Origin of the sequence: Pseudomonas atagonensis, from assembly GCF_011369485.1 — a bacterium.
Taxonomy (GTDB): Bacteria; Pseudomonadota; Gammaproteobacteria; order Pseudomonadales; family Pseudomonadaceae; genus Aquipseudomonas; species Aquipseudomonas atagonensis.
Map to the genome: position 1 here is coordinate 1 of NZ_VXCA01000027.1, position 17,223 is coordinate 17,223.

Sequence of the window (17,223 nt, forward strand, 5' to 3'; positions counted from 1 at the left end):
GTCTGGAAAAGGTGACTCGCCGTAAAGGCGAAACCCTAAGCAGCCGTTACCGCAGCAACGGATATGTACACATCAGTACAAAATCCAAGCCCGCCCGATAACCGCCCACAAAAAATGCCCCGATCTCACAACCGGGGCATTCAGTACAACGTTCAAACGACCTTCAAGCGATCAGTGCGAAACCGCCCCACTCGCCCCCAACCCAGTCTGCGAACGCACAAACTGCGGGAAGAACAGCGCCCGCTCATTGTCCGCCGCCGCCGACTTGTCAGTAATCGAGAAGAACCAGATGCCAATGAACGCAATGATCATCGAAAACAACGCCGGGTACTCATAAGGGAAGATCGCCTTCTCATGATGCAGAATCTGCACCCAAATGGTCGGCCCCAGCACCATCAAACCAACGGCACTCACCAGCCCCAACCAACCGCCGATCATCGCGCCACGGGTGGTCAGCTTCTTCCAGTACATCGAAAGCAACAGCACCGGGAAGTTACAGCTCGCCGCAATCGAGAACGCCAAGCCCACCATGAACGCAATGTTCTGGCTTTCGAACAGAATGCCCAGGCCGATGGCCAGCACACCCAGCGCGATAGTGGTGATCTTCGAAACGCGAATCTCATCCTTGTCGTTGGCCTTGCCCTTCTTGATCACGCTGGCGTACAGATCGTGAGACACCGCCGAAGCACCGGCCAGGGTCAGACCCGCGACAACCGCCAGAATGGTCGCAAACGCTACCGCCGAAATGAAACCAAGGAAGATACTGCCACCCACCGCGTCAGCCAGGTGCACCGCCGCCATGTTGTTGCCGCCGAGCAAAGCGCCCGCTGCATCTTTAAAGGCCGGGTTGGTGCTGACCAGCAGGATCGCGCCGAAGCCGATGATGAACGTCAGAATGTAGAAGTAACCAATGAAACCGGTCGCATACAGCACGCTCTTACGGGCTTCTTTTGCGTCACTCACGGTGAAGAAGCGCATGAGGATGTGCGGCAGGCCAGCGGTACCGAACATCAGTGCCAGACCCAGCGAGAACGCCGAAATCGGATCTTTCACCAGACCGCCCGGGCTCATGATCGCCTCACCTTTCGGGTGAACCTTGATCGCCTCGGAGAACAGCATGTTGAAATCGAAGTTGACGTGCTTCATCACCATCAGCGCCATGAACGAGGCACCGGACAGCAACAGCACAGCCTTGATGATCTGCACCCAGGTGGTTGCGAGCATGCCGCCGAACAGCACGTACATGCACATCAGGATGCCGACCAGAATCACCGCGACGTAATAGTCGAGGCCGAACAGCAACTGGATCAGCTTGCCCGCGCCAACCATTTGCGCGATCAGATAGAACGCCACCACCACCAGCGAACCGCAGGCAGACAGGGTGCGAATCTGGGTTTGCCCGAGGCGGTAAGACGCCACGTCGGCAAAGGTGTATTTGCCCAGGTTACGCAGGCGCTCGGCGATCAGGAACAGAATGATCGGCCAGCCCACCAGGAAGCCGATCGAATAGATCAGGCCATCGTAGCCGGAGGTGAACACCAGCGCGGAAATCCCCAGGAAGGATGCCGCCGACATGTAGTCACCGGCAATCGCCAGACCGTTCTGGAAACCGGTGATCTTGCCGCCCGCCGCGTAGTAGTCGGCAGCCGACTTGTTGCGCTTGGACGCCCAGTAAGTGATGCACAGCGTGGCACCGACGAACACCACGAACATGGCAATCGCAGCAACGTTGAGCGGTTGTTTGTGCACTTCGCCGGTCAGGGCGTCAGCCGCCCACACGGCCGGCGCGAACGCCGAGATGCTCAGAAGAGCCAGTAGACGCCGGATCATTGCTGAGCCTCCTTGAGAATCGCATTGTTCAGGTCGTCAAACTCGCCATTGGCGCGGCGCACGTAGATGCCGGTGAGGATGAAAGCCGAGACAATCAGGCCGACACCGATCGGGATGCCCCAGGTAATCGATGACTCGGGACTGAGTTTGGCCCCCAGCACTTGCGGGCCGTAAGCGATCAGAAGGATGAATCCGGAGTAGAGCCCGAGCATGATCGCCGAGAGTATCCAGGCGAACTTTTCCCTTTTTCGCACCAGCTCCTTGAATCGGGGACTGTTTTGAATCGAGAGGTAAATGCTGTCGTTCATTGTTTTTATCCTCGCAGCACAGATTATTGTTGGAACATAGCTAATGTATGCGGCTGCGAGCGCGGTAACAGACGACCTTAGTAGTAGATGGCCATGACTCTTTTGCCAATTTCAAGCACACCCCAAAACAACTGTAGGAGCGAGCCTGCTCGCGATGGCGTCGGATCAGTCGACATTTTAATCAACTGACAGGACGCTATCGCGAGCAGGCTCACTCCTACAGGGGTGTAAGCGGTTTTGAAGTTACTTGGTCCAGTCAGCCACGCGATCCGGGTGCTTGGCGACCCAATCCTTCGCGGCTGCGTCAGGTTTGGCACCATCCTGAATCGCCAGCATCACTTCGCCGATTTCGTCTTTCGATGCCCACTGGAAGTTCTTCAGGAACCTGGCCACTTCCGGCGCCTTGGCTTCCAGTTCCTTACTGCCGATGCTGTTCACCGTTTCAGCTGCGCCGTACACGCCTTTCGGGTCGTCGAGGAAGCGCAGTTTCCACTTGGCGAACATCCAGTGCGGCACCCAACCGGTGACGGCGATGGATTCGTTTTTCTTCTCGGCACGGGTCAGCTCGGCGATCATGCCGGCGCCGGAACTGGCCTTGAGGGTGTATTTGTCGAGGCCGTAATCCTTGATCGCCTGATCGGTCTTGAGCATCACGCCTGAACCGGCGTCGATGCCGACGATGCGGTTCTTGAAGGTGTCATCGGTTTTCAGGTCTTCGATCGACTTGGCCTTGACGTACTCCGGCACGATCAGGCCGATTTTCGCATCCTTGAAGTTCGGGCCGTAATCGACGACCAGATCCTTGTTTTTCGCCCAGTATTCGCCGTGGGTCACAGGCAGCCAGGCCGAGAGCATGGCGTCGAGTTTGCCGGTGGCCACGCCTTGCCACATGATCCCGGTGGCGACGGCTTGCAGCTTCACGTCGTAGCCAAGCTTCTGTTTGATCACTTCGGCCGCCACGTGGGTGGTCGCGACGCTGTCAGACCAGCCGTCCACGTAACCGATGTTCAGGGTCTGTTTTTCAGCGCTGGCAAATGTGGAACTCATCGCAAGCACCAGAGCGGCACCTGCGCCTAAAAGTCGTCGCATCTTCATCGTTACTTCCCCGAAATGCTGCGCCCGACGGATGACGGGCGGCGTCAACGTATTGTTATGGTGCACAGCGCCCCCATCACGCCTGACCGCAAACTCGCTCGACTGCCAGTGGAGTGCTGACGCTTTCGATCATCAACCTGACGACCGTCACGACCTGCTCTGTCAGCGACCTCAAGGCAACGAGAAACGACATCAGAAAGCCATTAACTGCCTATGAATATTTGACGCCAGACAATCCGCCCGAACTTTGCATGTCAAAATCATGCGGGCCACCAACCCCCGGTTAAATGCAGGTAACATGCGTCGCTTTGCAGCCACTCGGCCTGACCATGTCCGCGACTTCCCGCTTGCCTTTTCTTCCTTATATCTTCGCCTGCCTGCTTGGCCTGTTTGCCCTTGGCGGTTTCTGGTACGGCCTCGGCAAACCGGTGATCCTGCCGGACGCCGCCACCCCGACGCACAAGTTGCAATGCGCCTCCTACACCCCTTTCGATAAAGATCAGTCGCCGTTCGACGTGCCGTTCAAGTTGCGCCCGGAGCGCATGGACGCCGACCTCGCCTTGCTGGCGACGCGCTTTGAATGCATCCGCACGTATTCCATGACCGGCCTCGAAGCGTTGCCGGATCTGGCGCGCAAACATGGTTTGAAGCTGATGATCGGTGCGTGGGTCAACAGCAACCCGGTAGACACCGAGAAAGAAGTCGATCTACTGATTGCTTCGGCCAACGCCAACCCGGACGTGGTCAGTGCGGTGATCGTCGGCAACGAAGCGCTGCTGCGCAAGGAAGTCACCGGCGGGCAACTGGCCCGACTGATCAACAAGGTCAAAAGCCAGGTCAAGCAACCGGTTACCTACGCCGATGTGTGGGAGTTCTGGCTCAAGCATCCGGAAGTCGCGCCGGCAGTGGATTTCCTGACCATTCACCTGTTGCCGTACTGGGAAGATGATCCGTCGAACATCGACGCTGCCCTGCAGCATGTCGCAGATGTGCGTCAGGTGTTCGGCAACAAGTTCGCACCCAAGGACGTGATGATCGGCGAAACCGGCTGGCCGAGCGAAGGCCGCCAGCGTGAAACGGCGCTTCCGAGCCGGGTCAACGAAGCCAAGTTCATTCGTGGGTTTGTCGCGATGGCCGAGAAAGAAGGCTGGCGCTACAACCTGATCGAGGCTTTTGACCAACCGTGGAAACGCGCGAGCGAAGGTGCGGTCGGCGGTTATTGGGGGCTGTTTGACGCTGATCGTCAGGACAAAGGCGTACTGGCCGGCCCCGTGACTAACGTGCCGTACTGGAAAGAATGGCTGGCAGTCGGTGGACTGATCTTCCTCAGCACGTTGATCCTCGGCGGCCGGGTTCGCACGACGCGCTCAGCGCTAGTGTTGCCGCTGCTGGGCGCCCTCGCCGCTTGTTCGATTGGCGCCTGGGGCGATCTGGCGCGAGTGACCACACGATTCAACAGCGAATGGTTGTGGGTCGGACTGCTGACAGCGCTGAATCTGTTGGTGCTCGCGCACGCCGCGCTGACATTGAGCGCTCGTACTGGCTGGCGTGAAAAAGCCTTCAACCTGCTGGAGCGTCGCGCCGGTTGGTTGGTAGCCGCGGCAGGATTTGCAGCGGCGGTGATGATGCTGGAGATGGTGTTTGATGCGCGTTATCGCAGCTTTGCGAGCATGGCGTTTGTATTGCCTTCACTCGTTTACCTGTGCCGGCCGGTCAGCGTGCCGCGTCGGGAAATTGCGTTGCTGACCTTTATCATCGGTGCGGGCATTGCGCCGCAGTTGTATGAGGAAGGCTTGTTGAATCAGCAGGCGTGGGGTTGGGCGTTGGTCAGCTTGTTGATGGTAGTTGCGTTGTGGCGCTGCCTGCGTGTTCGCAAGACTTAAGCTTCATCGGCTGAAATGCCCAATCGCGAGCAGGCTCACTCCTAAATTTTGGAATGCGTTCCCCTTGTATAGTAGTGAGCCTGCTCGCGATAGCTGACGATCAGGCGTCGCGGGTTTCCCGGACCAGGCGCAACCCCGCAATCACCACCGCAAACACCGCCAGCGTCGTGTTATACAACGCCAGCGCCGGCAGCCCGAACACCAGCGCCAGCACCGCAAGCCACCACCCTGCCCGCCCCGGCACGACAAAACCGAGCAACGCCGCCCCCAGCGCTGTCCAGCCCAACACCTTGAAGTGAATCATCAGCCCAAGGTTCGAGCGCACCTGACATTCCCAGCGGCTGGCTTCATCGACGCAAATGCCGACCCACTGGCCGTCCTCCATAAAACCGTAGCGGGCGCCATAACTGGCGGCCAGCCATAACGGCAGCAGAACGAGCAGCAAAATCACGGGCAAGCGGCGGGACATGGAACACTCCAATCTTCGGAAATCGGCGGCCAGCTTAATCCGCCGTCCCCCATACGCAAGCACTAACAACAGTTAACTGGTCATCGACTCTGTGCAAAGTGTATCGTCCAGCTACTATTACTCCGAATTCTGCCTGTTTGGTGCCGTTGCATGGCACTTTGGCGCGAGCCCGGTGGTCATAGCCTGCGAACTTCATTCGGCACCTTCCTCTAAGGGATCTAGTCATGCTCCGTTCCTTGCGCTTCGCCGCGCTGTTCAGCGGCCTTATTCTGAGTGCGTCCGCACTGGCGGTGGATATCGACGCCGCCAGCTATGGCTACCCCCTGACCAACCCGTTCGAGGCGACCATCGCCACGACGCCACCGGACTTGCGCCCGGAGCTGCCACTGGACGATGACATCAACCAGTCGGATCGCAGCATCACCCTGCGTCCGGAGCGGGCATTCAACCTGCCGGACAATTTCTGGGCAGTGAAGAAACTTACCTACCGCATCGCCACCCAGGACAAACCGGCACCGCTGATCTTTCTGATCGCCGGCACCGGCGCGCGCTACGACAGCACGCTCAACGAATACCTGAAAAAGCTTTACTACAAGGCCGGCTACCACGTCGTGCAGCTGTCGTCGCCGACCAGTTTCGACTTCATCAGCGCCGCTTCGCGCTTCGCCACACCGGGCGTGACCAAGGAAGACGCCGAAGACATGTATCGGGTCATGCAGGCCGTGCGGGCGCAAAACCCGAAGGTGCCGGTGACCGAGTTTTACCTGACCGGTTACAGCCTCGGCGCTCTTGATGCCGCATTCGTTGCGCATCTGGACGAGACCCGCCGCAGCTTCAACTTCAAGAAAGTCCTGCTGCTCAACCCGCCGGTGAATCTCTACACCTCGATCAGCAACCTAGACAAACTGGTGCAGACCGAGGTCAAGGGCATCAACAACAGCACCACGTTCTATGAACTGGTATTGGGCAAATTGACCCGCTACTTCCAGCAGAAAGGCTACATCGACCTCAACGATGCCTTGCTCTACGACTTCCAGCAGTCCAAGCAGCATTTGACCAACGAGCAGATGGCGATGCTGATCGGCACCTCGTTCCGTTTCTCCGCTGCCGACATCGCCTTTACCTCTGACCTGATCAATCGTCGCGGCCTGATCACCCCGCCGAAATTCCCGATCACCGAAGGCACCAGCCTGACGCCATTCCTCAAGCGTGCGCTGCAATGCGACTTCGATTGCTACCTGACCGATCAGGTGATTCCGATGTGGCGCGCGCGCACCGACGGCGGCAGCCTGCTGCAACTGATCGATCAGGTCAGCCTGTATGCGCTCAAGGATTACCTGCACGACAGCCCGAAAATCGCCGTGATGCACAACGCTGACGACGTCATTCTCGGCCCCGGCGACCTCGGTTTTCTGCGCAAGACGTTCGGTGATCGCCTGACGCTTTATCCACTGGGTGGCCATTGCGGCAACCTCAACTACCGCGTCAACAGCGACGCCATGCTGGAGTTCTTCCGTGGCTAAATATCTCCTGCTGATTGCAGCGTTACTCTGTGCAGGCGTGGCCCAGGCCGATAACAGCAAAGCCAATGCACCGGTGGTGGTCGACAGTGACGGCTTCAAGGAGCCGCTGTCGAAACTCAAGTTCAACCCGGGACTGGATCAGCGAGAGTTCGAGCGTTCGACGCTCAATGCTCTGGCCGTCTACGACCCGCTGGAGGAGTGGAACCGTCGCGTTTACCACTTCAACTACCGCTTCGACCAATGGGTGTTCCTGCCGGTGGTCGACGGTTATCGCTACATCACGCCAAGCTTTGTGCGCACCGGTGTGAGCAACTTCTTCAACAACCTGGGCGACGTACCGAACCTGCTCAACAGCCTGTTGCAGTTCAAGGGTCAACGCTCGATGGAAACCACGGCGCGCCTGTTGCTCAACACCACCATCGGCATCGCCGGCCTGTGGGATCCGGCCACCGCCATGGGCCTGCCGCGCCAGAGCGAAGACTTCGGGCAGACTCTGGGCTTCTACGGCGTACCGGGCGGCGCGTACTTCGTACTGCCGATCCTCGGCCCGTCGAACATCCGCGACACCGCCGGCCTGGCCGTGGACTTCAGCGCCGAATCGGCGATCAACTTCCTCAACGTTTCGGAAGTCAGCTCCAACCACCCGGAAGTCTGGGCGTTGCGAGCGGTCGACAAGCGCTACCAGACCAGTTTCCGTTACGGCCAGATGAACTCGCCGTTCGAATACGAGAAAGTGCGGTACGTGTACACCGAAGCACGCAAGCTGCAGATTGCCGAGTAATCTTCGACCGGCACAAAAAAGGGCCATTCGATGCGAGTCGAATGGCCCTTTTTCATGGCACCACACAAATCAAAATGTGGGAGCGGGATTGCTCGCGAATGCTTCTGTCAGTCGATACTTTCTTTGAATGACACACCGCATTCGCGAGCAAGCCCGCTCCCACAGGGGTTATGTATCGCTGGTTAGTTCTTCACTGCTTTCCAGATTTTGCCGACGACAGAAACCACCGCCAACACCACGGCACCGGCAATAATCCCCGCCACGCCATTGAGCAACGCTGGCACCACAAACCCGGCACTCCCCGCCGCCGCGCCAACACCCTCAATCCAGTGATGCGCAACCGGAATGCCGTGAGTGAGGATACCGCCGCCCACCAGGAACATCGCCGCCGTGCCCACCACCGACAGGGTTTTCATCATGTACGGCGCCGCCGTCAAAATGCCGCTGCCGATTTTTTTGGCCATCTGCCCCGGCTTCTGGGTCAGCCACAAACCGAGGTCGTCAAGTTTGACGATGCCGGCCACCAGACCATAAACACCAACCGTCATCACAATCGCGATGCCCGACATCACAATCACTTGCTGGGTCAGCGAGGCGTCAGCCACGGTGCCGAGGGTGATGGCGATGATTTCTGCCGAGAGGATGAAATCGGTGCGGATCGCACCTTTGATCTTGTCCTTCTCGTAAGCCACCAGATCGGTGGCCGGATCTGCCACGGCTTCGGTCAGTTGCGCATGCTCGGTTTCATCTTCAGCCTTGCTGTGCAGAAACTTGTGCGCGAGTTTCTCGAACCCTTCGAAACACAGGTACGCGCCACCGACCATCAACAACGGCGTCACCAGCCACGGCACGAATGCACTGATCGCCAGCGCCGACGGCACCAAAATCAGTTTATTGAGGAACGACCCCTTGGCCACTGCCCATACCACGGGGATTTCTCGCTCGGCGCGCACGCCGGAGACCTGCTGGGCATTGAGCGCCAGATCATCACCGAGCACCCCGGCGGTCTTCTTGGCGGCCATTTTGCTCATCAACGCCACGTCATCCAGAACGGTGGCAATATCGTCGACCAGCACCAGCAAACTGCTTCCTGCCATGAATCCTGTTTCCTTTTATGTATGAATGTTGCGAAGCATAACGCGACCACTCACCACACGGGGCATTCTTGAGCGCTGCGCGAGGCCGGTGCTACCATGCGCAACCGCCAGAACAGGCAAGGAACCACCGGGTTTATGAGCACAATCCGCGAGCGCAACAAAGAACTGATCCTGCGTGCCGCCAGTGAGGAGTTTGCCGACAAGGGCTTCGCTGCGACCAAAACCAGCGACATCGCCGCCAAGGCGGGATTGCCCAAGCCCAACGTCTACTACTACTTCAAGTCCAAGGAAAACCTCTACCGCGAGGTACTGGAAAGCATCATCGTGCCGATCCTGCAGGCCTCGACGCCGTTTAATCCGGACGGCGTACCGAGTGAAGTGCTGAGCGGCTACATCCGCTCGAAGATCCGCATCTCCCGCGATCTGCCCTTCGCCTCCAAGGTGTTCGCGAGTGAAATCATGCACGGCGCCCCGCACCTGAGCGCCGACCTGGTCGAGCAGCTCAACGGCCAGGCCAAGCACAACATCGACTGCATCCAGACCTGGATCGACCGCGGCCAGATCGCCCCGATCGACCCCAATCACCTGATGTTCAGCATCTGGGCCGCGACCCAGACCTACGCCGACTTCGACTGGCAGATTTCTGCGGTCACCGGCAAGGACAAGCTCGACGAAGCCGACTATGAAGCAGCAGCGCAGACGATTATCCGGCTGGTGTTGAAAGGGTGTGAGCCGGACTGACACACTCTCTGCCACCCGATACAAACAAGCCCGCCCTCACAGAGATTCCTGTGAGGGCGGGCTTTTTCGCTTCAGCGACTATTCGGCTTTAGCCACTCAGGCCGCCACCCCCGCATCCGCGCGCAGATCCAGCGCCTCCACCGCTTTGATTGCCACCTGCTCATCGATATCCGACAGATCGCCGCTGATGCCGATTGCGCCCAGCACGTTGCCGGCCTGATCGCGGATCAACACGCCACCCGGTGCCGGCACGACGCTGCCCTGCCCCATGCTGTTCAGCGCAGCGATGAACGCCGGGCGTTGTTGTGCGTCGAGCGCAAGCAGGCGTGAGCCCTTGCCCAGGGCGATGGCGCCCCAGGCTTTGCCGATGGCGATATTCGGGCGCAGCAGGCTCGCGCCGTCTTCGCGTTGCAAGGTGATCAGGTGGCCGCCGGTATCGAGTACCGCGATGGTCAGCGGCGCGGCGTTGATGCCTCGCCCTGCGCTGATGGCTTCGTTGACCAGGTTGACTGCGACTTTCAAGGTTAAAGCGCTCATGGTGCCGTCCTCATTTTGTTATTGGGAAAGTCGTGGGGCTGCGGTTTTGTGCCGCAGCCCGATGCAACAAATAGAACACAATGAATTATTTTTTTGTATACAATAATTCTCGAAAAGCGCCACATGCGACGAAAAGCCACAGTGCGACAGGCTTCCGACGAATGAAACAGGCGCTTGAGAAAATGGATTGACCTGCGCCGTCCGCCGTGAATACACTCTGCGCAAAGCCACTTGTATACAATTACAAAACGTAAAGAGGCACAAAACCATGAGCAAAATGAGAGCAATCGAAGCCGCCGTTCTGGTGATGCGCCGTGAAGGGGTTGATACCGCTTTTGGCATCCCAGGTGCTGCGATCAACCCGCTGTACTCCGCCCTGCAAAAGGTCGGCGGCATCGATCACGTCCTCGCTCGCCACGTTGAAGGCGCCTCGCACATGGCCGAGGGCTACACCCGCACCAAGGCCGGCAACATCGGCGTGTGCATCGGGACTTCCGGCCCTGCCGGCACCGACATGGTCACCGGGCTCTACAGCGCCTCGGCCGACTCGATTCCAATCCTCTGCATTACCGGCCAGGCACCCCGCGCCCGTATGCACAAGGAAGACTTCCAGGCTGTCGACATCACCAGCATCGTCAAGCCAGTCACCAAGTGGGCGACCACTGTTCTGGAGCCGGGCCAAGTGCCTTACGCGTTCCAGAAAGCGTTCTACGAAATGCGCTCCGGCCGTCCAGGCCCGGTGCTGATCGACCTGCCGTTCGACGTGCAGATGGCCGAAATCGAATTCGACATCGACGCTTACCAGCCGCTGCCGCTAGCCAAACCCACCGCGACCCGCGTTCAGGTCGAGAAGGCTTTGGCTCTGCTGGATCAGGCCGAGCGCCCATTGTTGGTAGCCGGTGGCGGCATCATCAACGCCGACGCCAGCGATCTGCTGGTTGAGTTCGCTGAGCTGACCGGCATCCCGGTTATCCCGACCCTGATGGGCTGGGGCACCATCCCGGACGATCACCCGTTGATGGTGGGCATGGTCGGTCTGCAGACTTCGCACCGTTACGGCAACGCAACCATGCTGAAATCCGACGTGGTGTTGGGGATCGGTAACCGTTGGGCCAACCGTCACACCGGCTCGGTGGATGTTTACACCGAAGGTCGCAAGTTCATTCACGTCGACATCGAAGGCACGCAGATCGGCCGCGTGTTCACCCCGGATCTGGGCATCGTTTCCGACGCCGCTGCCGCGCTGACCGTGTTCATCGAAGTGGCCCGTGAATGGCAAGCCGCCGGCAAGCTGAAAAACCGCAGTGCCTGGCTGCAGGATTGCCAGCAGCGCAAAGCCAGCCTGCATCGCAAGACTCACTTCGACAACGTGCCGGTCAAACCGCAGCGCGTTTACGAAGAAATGAACCAGGTGTTCGGCAAGGACACCTGCTACGTCAGCACCATCGGTCTGTCGCAGATTGCCGGCGCGCAGTTCCTGCACGTCTACAAGCCGCGTCACTGGATCAACTGCGGCCAGGCAGGCCCGTTGGGCTGGACCATTCCGGCAGCGCTGGGCGTGGTGAAGGCCGATCCGAACCGTAAAGTCGTGGCCCTGTCGGGGGACTATGACTTCCAGTTCATGATCGAAGAACTGGCGGTCGGCGCTCAGTTCAAACTGCCGTATATCCACGTTGTGGTGAACAACTCGTATCTGGGTCTGATCCGTCAGGCACAGCGCGGGTTCGAAATGGACTACTGCGTGCAGCTGTCCTTCGATAACCTGAACGCGCCGGAACTCAACGGTTACGGGGTTGACCACATCGCAGTGGCTGAAGGCCTGGGCTGTAAGGCACTGCGTGTGTTCGAACCGTCGGAAATCGCCCCTGCCCTGCGCAAGGCCGAACAGATGATCGAAGAGTTCAAGGTGCCGGTGATTGTCGAGATCATTCTGGAGCGTGTGACCAACATCTCCATGGGCACCGAGATCAACGCCGTCAACGAATTCGAAGACCTGGCGCTGGTCGGCAACGATGCGCCTACGGCGATTTCGCTGCTCGACTGATTGCTTTTGCTTGATCGTTCCCACGCTGCTGATCATTCCCACGCTCTGCGTGGGAATGCAGCCGGGGACGCTCTGCGTCCCAAAGCGGACGCAGAGCGTCCATTGAGGCATTCCCACGCAGAGCGTGGGAACGATCAGCCCTAATACATATACGGGAGACCACCATGCCGCGTTTCGCAGCCAACCTGTCCATGCTGTTCACCGAACAGGATTTCCTTGCCCGTTTCGACGCCGCCGCCAAGGCTGGCTTCAGCGGTGTCGAGTACCTGTTCCCTTACGATTTCAGCTCTGCTGAAATCAAGGCCAAACTCGACGCCAACGGTCTGACCCAAGTGCTGTTCAACCTGCCGGCCGGTGACTGGGCCAAGGGCGAGCGCGGCATCGCGTGTCTGCCGGATCGCGTTGAAGAGTTCCGCGCTGGCGTTGATCTGGCGATTGCCTACGCGCAAGTGCTGGGCAACACCCAGGTCAACTGCCTGGCGGGTATCCGCCCGCAAGGCGTCGACGATGCCACCGTGGAAAAGACCTTCGTCGCCAACCTGAAATACGCCGCCGATAAGCTGCAGGCCGCGGGCATCAAACTGGTGATGGAAGCGATCAACACCCGCGACATCCCGGGTTTCTACCTGAACAACACGGCGCAAGCCCTGTCGATTCGCGAGCAGGTCGGCAGCGCCAATCTGTACCTGCAATACGACATCTATCACATGCAAATCATGGAAGGCGATCTGGCCCGCACGCTGCAATCGCACCTGGCCGAGATCAACCATGTGCAGCTCGCCGACAACCCGGGCCGCAACGAGCCGGGCACCGGTGAGATCAACTACCGCTTTCTGTTCGAACACCTCGACCGCATCGGTTATCAGGGTTGGGTCGGTTGCGAATACAAGCCGCTGACCACCACTGAAGCAGGCCTCGGCTGGCTGAAGACCCACAACGCCATTTAAGAACAACGCAAAACCCTGTGGGAGCGGGCTTGCTCGCGAATGCGGTGGTTCAGTCAACACGGATATTGAATGTTCCACCGCATTCGCGAGCAAGCCCGCTCCCACCCAAAGCAACATCCCCTATTTGCTTGAGCAAGACAAAAACAAGAGGATTTTCTCATGGCTAAAATCGGATTCATCGGCACCGGCATCATGGGCCACCCAATGGCGGCGAACCTGCAGAAAGCCGGTCACAGCCTGTTCCTGTCGGCGCACCACGACGCCGCCCCGGCCGACCTGGTTGCCGCTGGCGCCGTCGCCCTGGCCAACCCGCGCGAAGTGGCGCAGGAAGCCGAGTTCATCATCGTCATGGTTCCGGATACCCCGCAGGTAGAGGACGTACTGTTCCGCGCCGACGGCGTCGCTGCCGGCATCGGCAAAGGCAAAGTCGTGATCGACATGAGCTCGATCTCGCCTACCGCCACCAAGGCCTTCGCTGCAAAGATCAACGAGAAAGGCGCGCAGTACCTCGACGCTCCGGTTTCCGGTGGTGAAGTCGGCGCCAAGGCTGCGACCCTGAGCATCATGGTCGGTGGCGACGCCGATGCCTTCGAACGCGCACTGCCGCTGTTCCAGGCCATGGGCAAGAACATCACCCTGGTCGGTGGCAATGGCGACGGTCAGACCGCCAAGGTCGCGAACCAGATCATCGTTGCCCTGAACATTCAGGCCGTCGCTGAAGCCCTGCTGTTCGCTTCGAAAAACGGTGCCGATCCAGCCAAGGTGCGTGAAGCGCTGATGGGTGGTTTCGCCTCCTCGAAGATTCTCGAAGTGCACGGCGAGCGCATGATCAAAGGCACCTTCGATCCAGGTTTCCGCATCAGCCTGCACCAGAAGGACCTGAACCTGGCCCTGCAAGGCGCCAAGGAGCTGAACATCAACCTGCCGAACACCGCCAACGCCCAGCAAGTGTTCAGCACCTGCGCGGCCATCGGTGGCAGCAACTGGGATCACTCGGCGCTGATCAAGGGCCTGGAACACATGGCCAACTTCTCGATTCGCGACAAAAAATAAGCCCTGCCCCGTCGCTCGTTCCCACGCTCTGCGTGGGAATGCAGCCCGGGACGCTCCGCGTCCCTGCCGAAGCGGACGCAGAGCGTCCATTGAGGCATTCCCACGCAGAGCGTGGGAACGATCACCTGCACTAACCAAGAACAATAAGAATGGGAGCCCGCCATGTCGGTCGATCCGCAACAACTGCTGCGCGAGCTGTTTGCCACAGCCATCGACGCGGCCCATCCGAACCAGGTCCTCGAAGCACATCTGCCTGCCGATCGCACAGGTCGCGTGATCGTCATCGGCGCCGGCAAGGCCGCCGCCGCCATGGCGCAAGTGGTCGAGCGCTGCTGGGAAGGTGAAGTCTCGGGCCTTGTGGTGACCCGCTATGGTCACGGCGCCCCGTGCGAAAAAATCGAAGTGGTCGAAGCCGCACACCCGGTGCCGGACGCAGCCGGTCTGGCCGTGGCCAAACGCGTGCTGGAACTGGTCAGCAACCTGACCGAAGACGACCGCGTGATTTTCCTGCTGTCCGGCGGCGGCTCTGCCCTGCTGGCGCTGCCGGCCGAAGGCATCACCCTCGCCGACAAGCAGTCAATCAACAAAGCCCTGCTCAAATCCGGCGCGACCATCGGCGAGATGAACTGCGTGCGCAAGCACCTCTCGGCGATCAAGGGCGGACGCCTGGGCAAGGCCTGCTGGCCTGCCACTGTTTACACCTACGCGATTTCCGATGTACCGGGCGACCTTGCCACGGTCATCGCTTCCGGCCCGACCGTGGCCGACCCGAGCACCAGCGCCGAAGCGCTGGCGATCATCAAGCGCTACGGCATCGAGATTCCGGCGTCGGTGCGCAACTGGCTGCAAAGTCCGGAATCGGAAACCGTCAAACCCGGTGATCCGAGCCTGGCCCGCAGTCACTTCCAGTTGATCGCCCGCCCTCAGCAATCGCTGGATGCCGCTGCGGTGAAATGCCGTCAGGCCGGTTTCAGCACGCTGATCCTCGGCGACCTCGAAGGCGAATCCCGCGAAGTGGCGAAAGTCCACGCCGGTATCGCCCGCCAGATCATCAACCATGGCCAGCCACTGGCGGCGCCGTGCGTGATCCTCTCCGGCGGCGAAACTACCGTGACCGTACGCGGCAATGGCCGTGGCGGACGCAACGCCGAATTCCTCCTCAGCCTCACCGACAGCCTCAAGGGCCAGCCCGGCGTCTATGCGCTGGCCGGTGACACTGACGGCATCGACGGTTCGGAAGACAACGCCGGCGCAATCATGACCCCGGACAGCTACGCCCGCGCCGCCGCCCTGGGCCTGAGCGCCAGCGACGAGCTGGATAACAACAACGGTTACGGCTACTTCGAGGCGCTCGATGCGCTGATCGTCACCGAGCCGACCCGCACCAACGTCAACGACTTCCGCGCCATTCTGATCCTCGAGAGCTCTAAATCATGACGCCTGATAAAAAGGTCAAAATCCTCGCCACCCTCGGGCCTGCCGTTGACGGCATCGAAGAGATCCGTGAACTGGTCGAGGCCGGGGTCAACATCTTCCGCCTCAATTTCAGCCACGGCGATCACGCCGACCACGCCAAGCGCTATCAGTGGATCCGCGAAGTCGAGCGCCAACTCAACTATCCGCTGGGCATTCTGATGGACTTGCAAGGGCCGAAACTGCGCGTCGGCAAGTTTGCTGACGGCAAGGTGCAACTGCATCGCGGTCAGGCCTTCCGCCTTGATCTGGACGCGACACCGGGCGACGAACGCCGGGTGAATCTGCCGCATCCGGAGATCATCGCGGCGCTGGAAGCCGGGATGGATCTGCTGCTCGATGACGGCAAACTGCGCCTGCGGGTTGTCACCAAATACACCGACGCAATCGACACCACCGTGCTCAACGGCGGCGAGCTGTCGGATCGCAAAGGCGTGAACGTGCCACAAGCCGTGCTCGAGCTGAGCCCGCTGACGGCCAAGGATCGCCGCGACCTGAGCTTCGGTCTGGAGCTGGGTGTGGACTGGGTCGCGTTGTCGTTCGTGCAGCGTCCGCAAGACATCATCGAAGCCCGCGAACTGATCGGCGACAAAGCTTTTCTGATGGCGAAAATCGAGAAGCCATCGGCCGTCGAGCAACTGCGCGAGATCGCCGAACTGAGCGACGCGATCATGGTGGCTCGCGGTGACCTCGGCGTCGAAGTGCCGGCCGAAAGCGTGCCGCAGATCCAGAAAAACATCATCACTACCTGCCGCCAGCTCGGCAAACCGGTGGTGGTGGCGACGCAGATGCTGGAGTCGATGCGCTTCTCCCCGGCGCCAACCCGCGCTGAAGTGACTGACGTCGCCAACGCCGTGGCCGAAGGCGCCGATGCGGTGATGCTGTCAGCGGAAACCGCGTCCGGCGAGTACCCGCTGGAAGCCGTGCAGATGATGAGCAAGATCATCCGTCAGGTCGAAAACGGCCCGGATTATCAGACTCAGCTCGACGTCAGCCGGCCGAAAGCCGAAGCAACGGTTTCCGATGCGATCAGCTGCGCGATACGCCGCATCAGCAACGTGCTGCCGGTGGCGGTGCTGGTCAACTACAGCGAGTCGGGTGCTTCGAGTTTGCGTGCGGCGCGGGAGCGGCCGAAAGCGCCGATCCTCAACCTGACCCCTAACCTGCAGACGGCGCGTCGCTTGAGCGTGGCGTGGGGGATTCACTCGGTGGTCAACGATCGCCTGCGTCAGGTCGACGAAGTCTGCTCGACCGCGCTGGAAATCGCCCAGGCGCAAGGCATGGCCGAGCGTGGTGACACGCTGCTGATCACGGCAGGTGTGCCGTTTGGTCAGCCTGGATCGACTAACTCGCTGCGTATCGAAACGTTGATTTAAGCCCCCCACCATGATCGTTCCCACGCTCAGCGTGGGAATGCGGCCCGGGACGCTCTGCGTCCCAAG

General features: G+C 59.9%; 15 protein-coding genes. 9 read left to right on the forward strand and 6 right to left on the reverse strand.

Features of this window, described 5'->3' with window-relative positions:
• Positions 1–171: 171 nt before the first annotated feature.
• From F2P67_RS18750 to F2P67_RS18760, 3 genes are all read right to left on the reverse strand, one after another.
• On the reverse strand, positions 172–1,830 hold the full coding sequence (locus tag F2P67_RS18750; protein ID WP_166222349.1) for a cation acetate symporter: 1,659 nt from the start codon (positions 1,828–1,830) through the stop codon (positions 172–174).
• A complete protein-coding gene (locus F2P67_RS18755) occupies positions 1,827–2,138 on the reverse strand; it encodes a DUF485 domain-containing protein (RefSeq protein ID WP_166222351.1) in 312 nt (103 codons plus the stop codon). Before F2P67_RS18755 ends, F2P67_RS18750 begins: the two co-directional genes overlap by 4 nt.
• A 243-nt stretch (positions 2,139–2,381) precedes the next feature.
• A complete protein-coding gene (locus tag F2P67_RS18760) occupies positions 2,382–3,233 on the reverse strand; it encodes a glycine betaine ABC transporter substrate-binding protein (RefSeq protein ID WP_166222353.1) in 852 nt (283 codons plus the stop codon).
• Positions 3,234–3,520: 287 nt separating this feature from the next.
• Between F2P67_RS18760 and F2P67_RS18765 the strand changes: the two genes are divergently transcribed.
• Positions 3,521–5,116: a glycoside hydrolase family 17 protein gene (locus F2P67_RS18765; RefSeq protein ID WP_166222355.1), complete on the forward strand. Its 1,596-nt coding sequence runs from the start codon at positions 3,521–3,523 to the stop codon at positions 5,114–5,116.
• Positions 5,117–5,216: 100 nt separating this feature from the next.
• Here the strand turns inward: F2P67_RS18765 and F2P67_RS18770 are convergent, their stop codons facing one another.
• Positions 5,217–5,585 (reverse strand): hypothetical protein, encoded by a 369-nt coding sequence (locus F2P67_RS18770; protein ID WP_166222357.1) that lies wholly within the window; start codon positions 5,583–5,585, stop codon positions 5,217–5,219.
• 224 nt (positions 5,586–5,809) lie between these two features.
• On the opposite strand from F2P67_RS18770, the gene F2P67_RS18775 reads away from it, so the two are divergent.
• Both F2P67_RS18775 and F2P67_RS18780 read left to right on the forward strand, forming a co-directional pair.
• The gene (locus F2P67_RS18775) at positions 5,810–7,108 is read left to right on the forward strand and encodes a serine/threonine protein kinase (RefSeq protein ID WP_166222359.1); all 1,299 of its coding nucleotides are present in this window, start codon (positions 5,810–5,812) and stop codon (positions 7,106–7,108) included.
• Positions 7,101–7,889: an MlaA family lipoprotein gene (locus tag F2P67_RS18780; protein ID WP_166222360.1), complete on the forward strand. Its 789-nt coding sequence runs from the start codon at positions 7,101–7,103 to the stop codon at positions 7,887–7,889. The genes F2P67_RS18775 and F2P67_RS18780 overlap by 8 nt, the downstream gene beginning before the upstream one ends.
• 182 nt (positions 7,890–8,071) lie before the next feature.
• On the opposite strand, the gene F2P67_RS18785 is transcribed toward F2P67_RS18780, so the two are convergent.
• Positions 8,072–8,986 (reverse strand): DUF808 domain-containing protein, encoded by a 915-nt coding sequence (locus F2P67_RS18785; RefSeq protein ID WP_166222361.1) that lies wholly within the window; start codon positions 8,984–8,986, stop codon positions 8,072–8,074.
• 135 nt (positions 8,987–9,121) lie between these two features.
• On the opposite strand from F2P67_RS18785, the gene F2P67_RS18790 reads away from it, so the two are divergent.
• Positions 9,122–9,727 carry a TetR/AcrR family transcriptional regulator gene (locus F2P67_RS18790; RefSeq protein ID WP_007959290.1) on the forward strand — a complete coding sequence of 202 codons (606 nt, stop codon included), beginning with the start codon at positions 9,122–9,124 and terminating at the stop codon, positions 9,725–9,727.
• Positions 9,728–9,823: 96 nt separating this feature from the next.
• Here the strand turns inward: F2P67_RS18790 and F2P67_RS18795 are convergent, their stop codons facing one another.
• The gene (locus F2P67_RS18795) at positions 9,824–10,264 is read right to left on the reverse strand and encodes a GlcG/HbpS family heme-binding protein (RefSeq protein WP_166222362.1); all 441 of its coding nucleotides are present in this window, start codon (positions 10,262–10,264) and stop codon (positions 9,824–9,826) included.
• A 268-nt stretch (positions 10,265–10,532) separates the two neighbouring features.
• Between F2P67_RS18795 and gcl the strand changes: the two genes are divergently transcribed.
• The 5 genes from gcl (at position 10,533) to pyk (ending at position 17,157) form a co-directional block, all read left to right on the forward strand.
• The gene (gene gcl / locus F2P67_RS18800) at positions 10,533–12,308 is read left to right on the forward strand and encodes a glyoxylate carboligase (protein ID WP_042607573.1); all 1,776 of its coding nucleotides are present in this window, start codon (positions 10,533–10,535) and stop codon (positions 12,306–12,308) included.
• 164 nt (positions 12,309–12,472) lie between these two features.
• Positions 12,473–13,255 (forward strand): hydroxypyruvate isomerase, encoded by a 783-nt coding sequence (gene hyi / locus F2P67_RS18805; RefSeq protein WP_166222363.1) that lies wholly within the window; start codon positions 12,473–12,475, stop codon positions 13,253–13,255.
• A 159-nt stretch (positions 13,256–13,414) separates the two neighbouring features.
• Positions 13,415–14,308 (forward strand): 2-hydroxy-3-oxopropionate reductase, encoded by an 894-nt coding sequence (locus tag F2P67_RS18810; protein WP_085605836.1) that lies wholly within the window; start codon positions 13,415–13,417, stop codon positions 14,306–14,308.
• 162 nt (positions 14,309–14,470) lie between these two features.
• Positions 14,471–15,745 (forward strand): glycerate kinase type-2 family protein, encoded by a 1,275-nt coding sequence (locus tag F2P67_RS18815; RefSeq protein ID WP_166222364.1) that lies wholly within the window; start codon positions 14,471–14,473, stop codon positions 15,743–15,745.
• Entirely contained in the window at positions 15,742–17,157 is a 1,416-nt protein-coding gene (pyk, locus tag F2P67_RS18820) for a pyruvate kinase (protein ID WP_166222365.1), read from the forward strand. The genes F2P67_RS18815 and pyk overlap by 4 nt, the downstream gene beginning before the upstream one ends.
• The last annotated feature ends 66 nt before the right edge of the window (positions 17,158–17,223 follow it).

Excerpts from the sequence above, each read along its gene's own strand:
- F2P67_RS18750 (WP_166222349.1), bottom strand. The coding sequence starts at position 1,830 with ATGATCCGGCGTCTACTGGCTCTTCTGAGCATCTCGGCGTTCGCGCCG.
- F2P67_RS18755 (WP_166222351.1), bottom strand. The coding sequence starts at position 2,138 with ATGAACGACAGCATTTACCTCTCGATTCAAAACAGTCCCCGATTCAAG.
- F2P67_RS18760 (WP_166222353.1), bottom strand. The coding sequence starts at position 3,233 with ATGAAGATGCGACGACTTTTAGGCGCAGGTGCCGCTCTGGTGCTTGCG.
- F2P67_RS18765 (WP_166222355.1), top strand. The coding sequence starts at position 3,521 with ATGCAGGTAACATGCGTCGCTTTGCAGCCACTCGGCCTGACCATGTCC.
- F2P67_RS18770 (WP_166222357.1), bottom strand. The coding sequence starts at position 5,585 with ATGTCCCGCCGCTTGCCCGTGATTTTGCTGCTCGTTCTGCTGCCGTTA.
- F2P67_RS18775 (WP_166222359.1), top strand. The coding sequence starts at position 5,810 with ATGCTCCGTTCCTTGCGCTTCGCCGCGCTGTTCAGCGGCCTTATTCTG.
- F2P67_RS18785 (WP_166222361.1), bottom strand. The coding sequence starts at position 8,986 with ATGGCAGGAAGCAGTTTGCTGGTGCTGGTCGACGATATTGCCACCGTT.
- F2P67_RS18790 (WP_007959290.1), top strand. The coding sequence starts at position 9,122 with ATGAGCACAATCCGCGAGCGCAACAAAGAACTGATCCTGCGTGCCGCC.
- F2P67_RS18795 (WP_166222362.1), bottom strand. The coding sequence starts at position 10,264 with ATGAGCGCTTTAACCTTGAAAGTCGCAGTCAACCTGGTCAACGAAGCC.
- gcl (WP_042607573.1), top strand. The coding sequence starts at position 10,533 with ATGAGCAAAATGAGAGCAATCGAAGCCGCCGTTCTGGTGATGCGCCGT.
- hyi (WP_166222363.1), top strand. The coding sequence starts at position 12,473 with ATGCCGCGTTTCGCAGCCAACCTGTCCATGCTGTTCACCGAACAGGAT.
- F2P67_RS18810 (WP_085605836.1), top strand. The coding sequence starts at position 13,415 with ATGGCTAAAATCGGATTCATCGGCACCGGCATCATGGGCCACCCAATG.
- F2P67_RS18815 (WP_166222364.1), top strand. The coding sequence starts at position 14,471 with ATGTCGGTCGATCCGCAACAACTGCTGCGCGAGCTGTTTGCCACAGCC.
- pyk (WP_166222365.1), top strand. The coding sequence starts at position 15,742 with ATGACGCCTGATAAAAAGGTCAAAATCCTCGCCACCCTCGGGCCTGCC.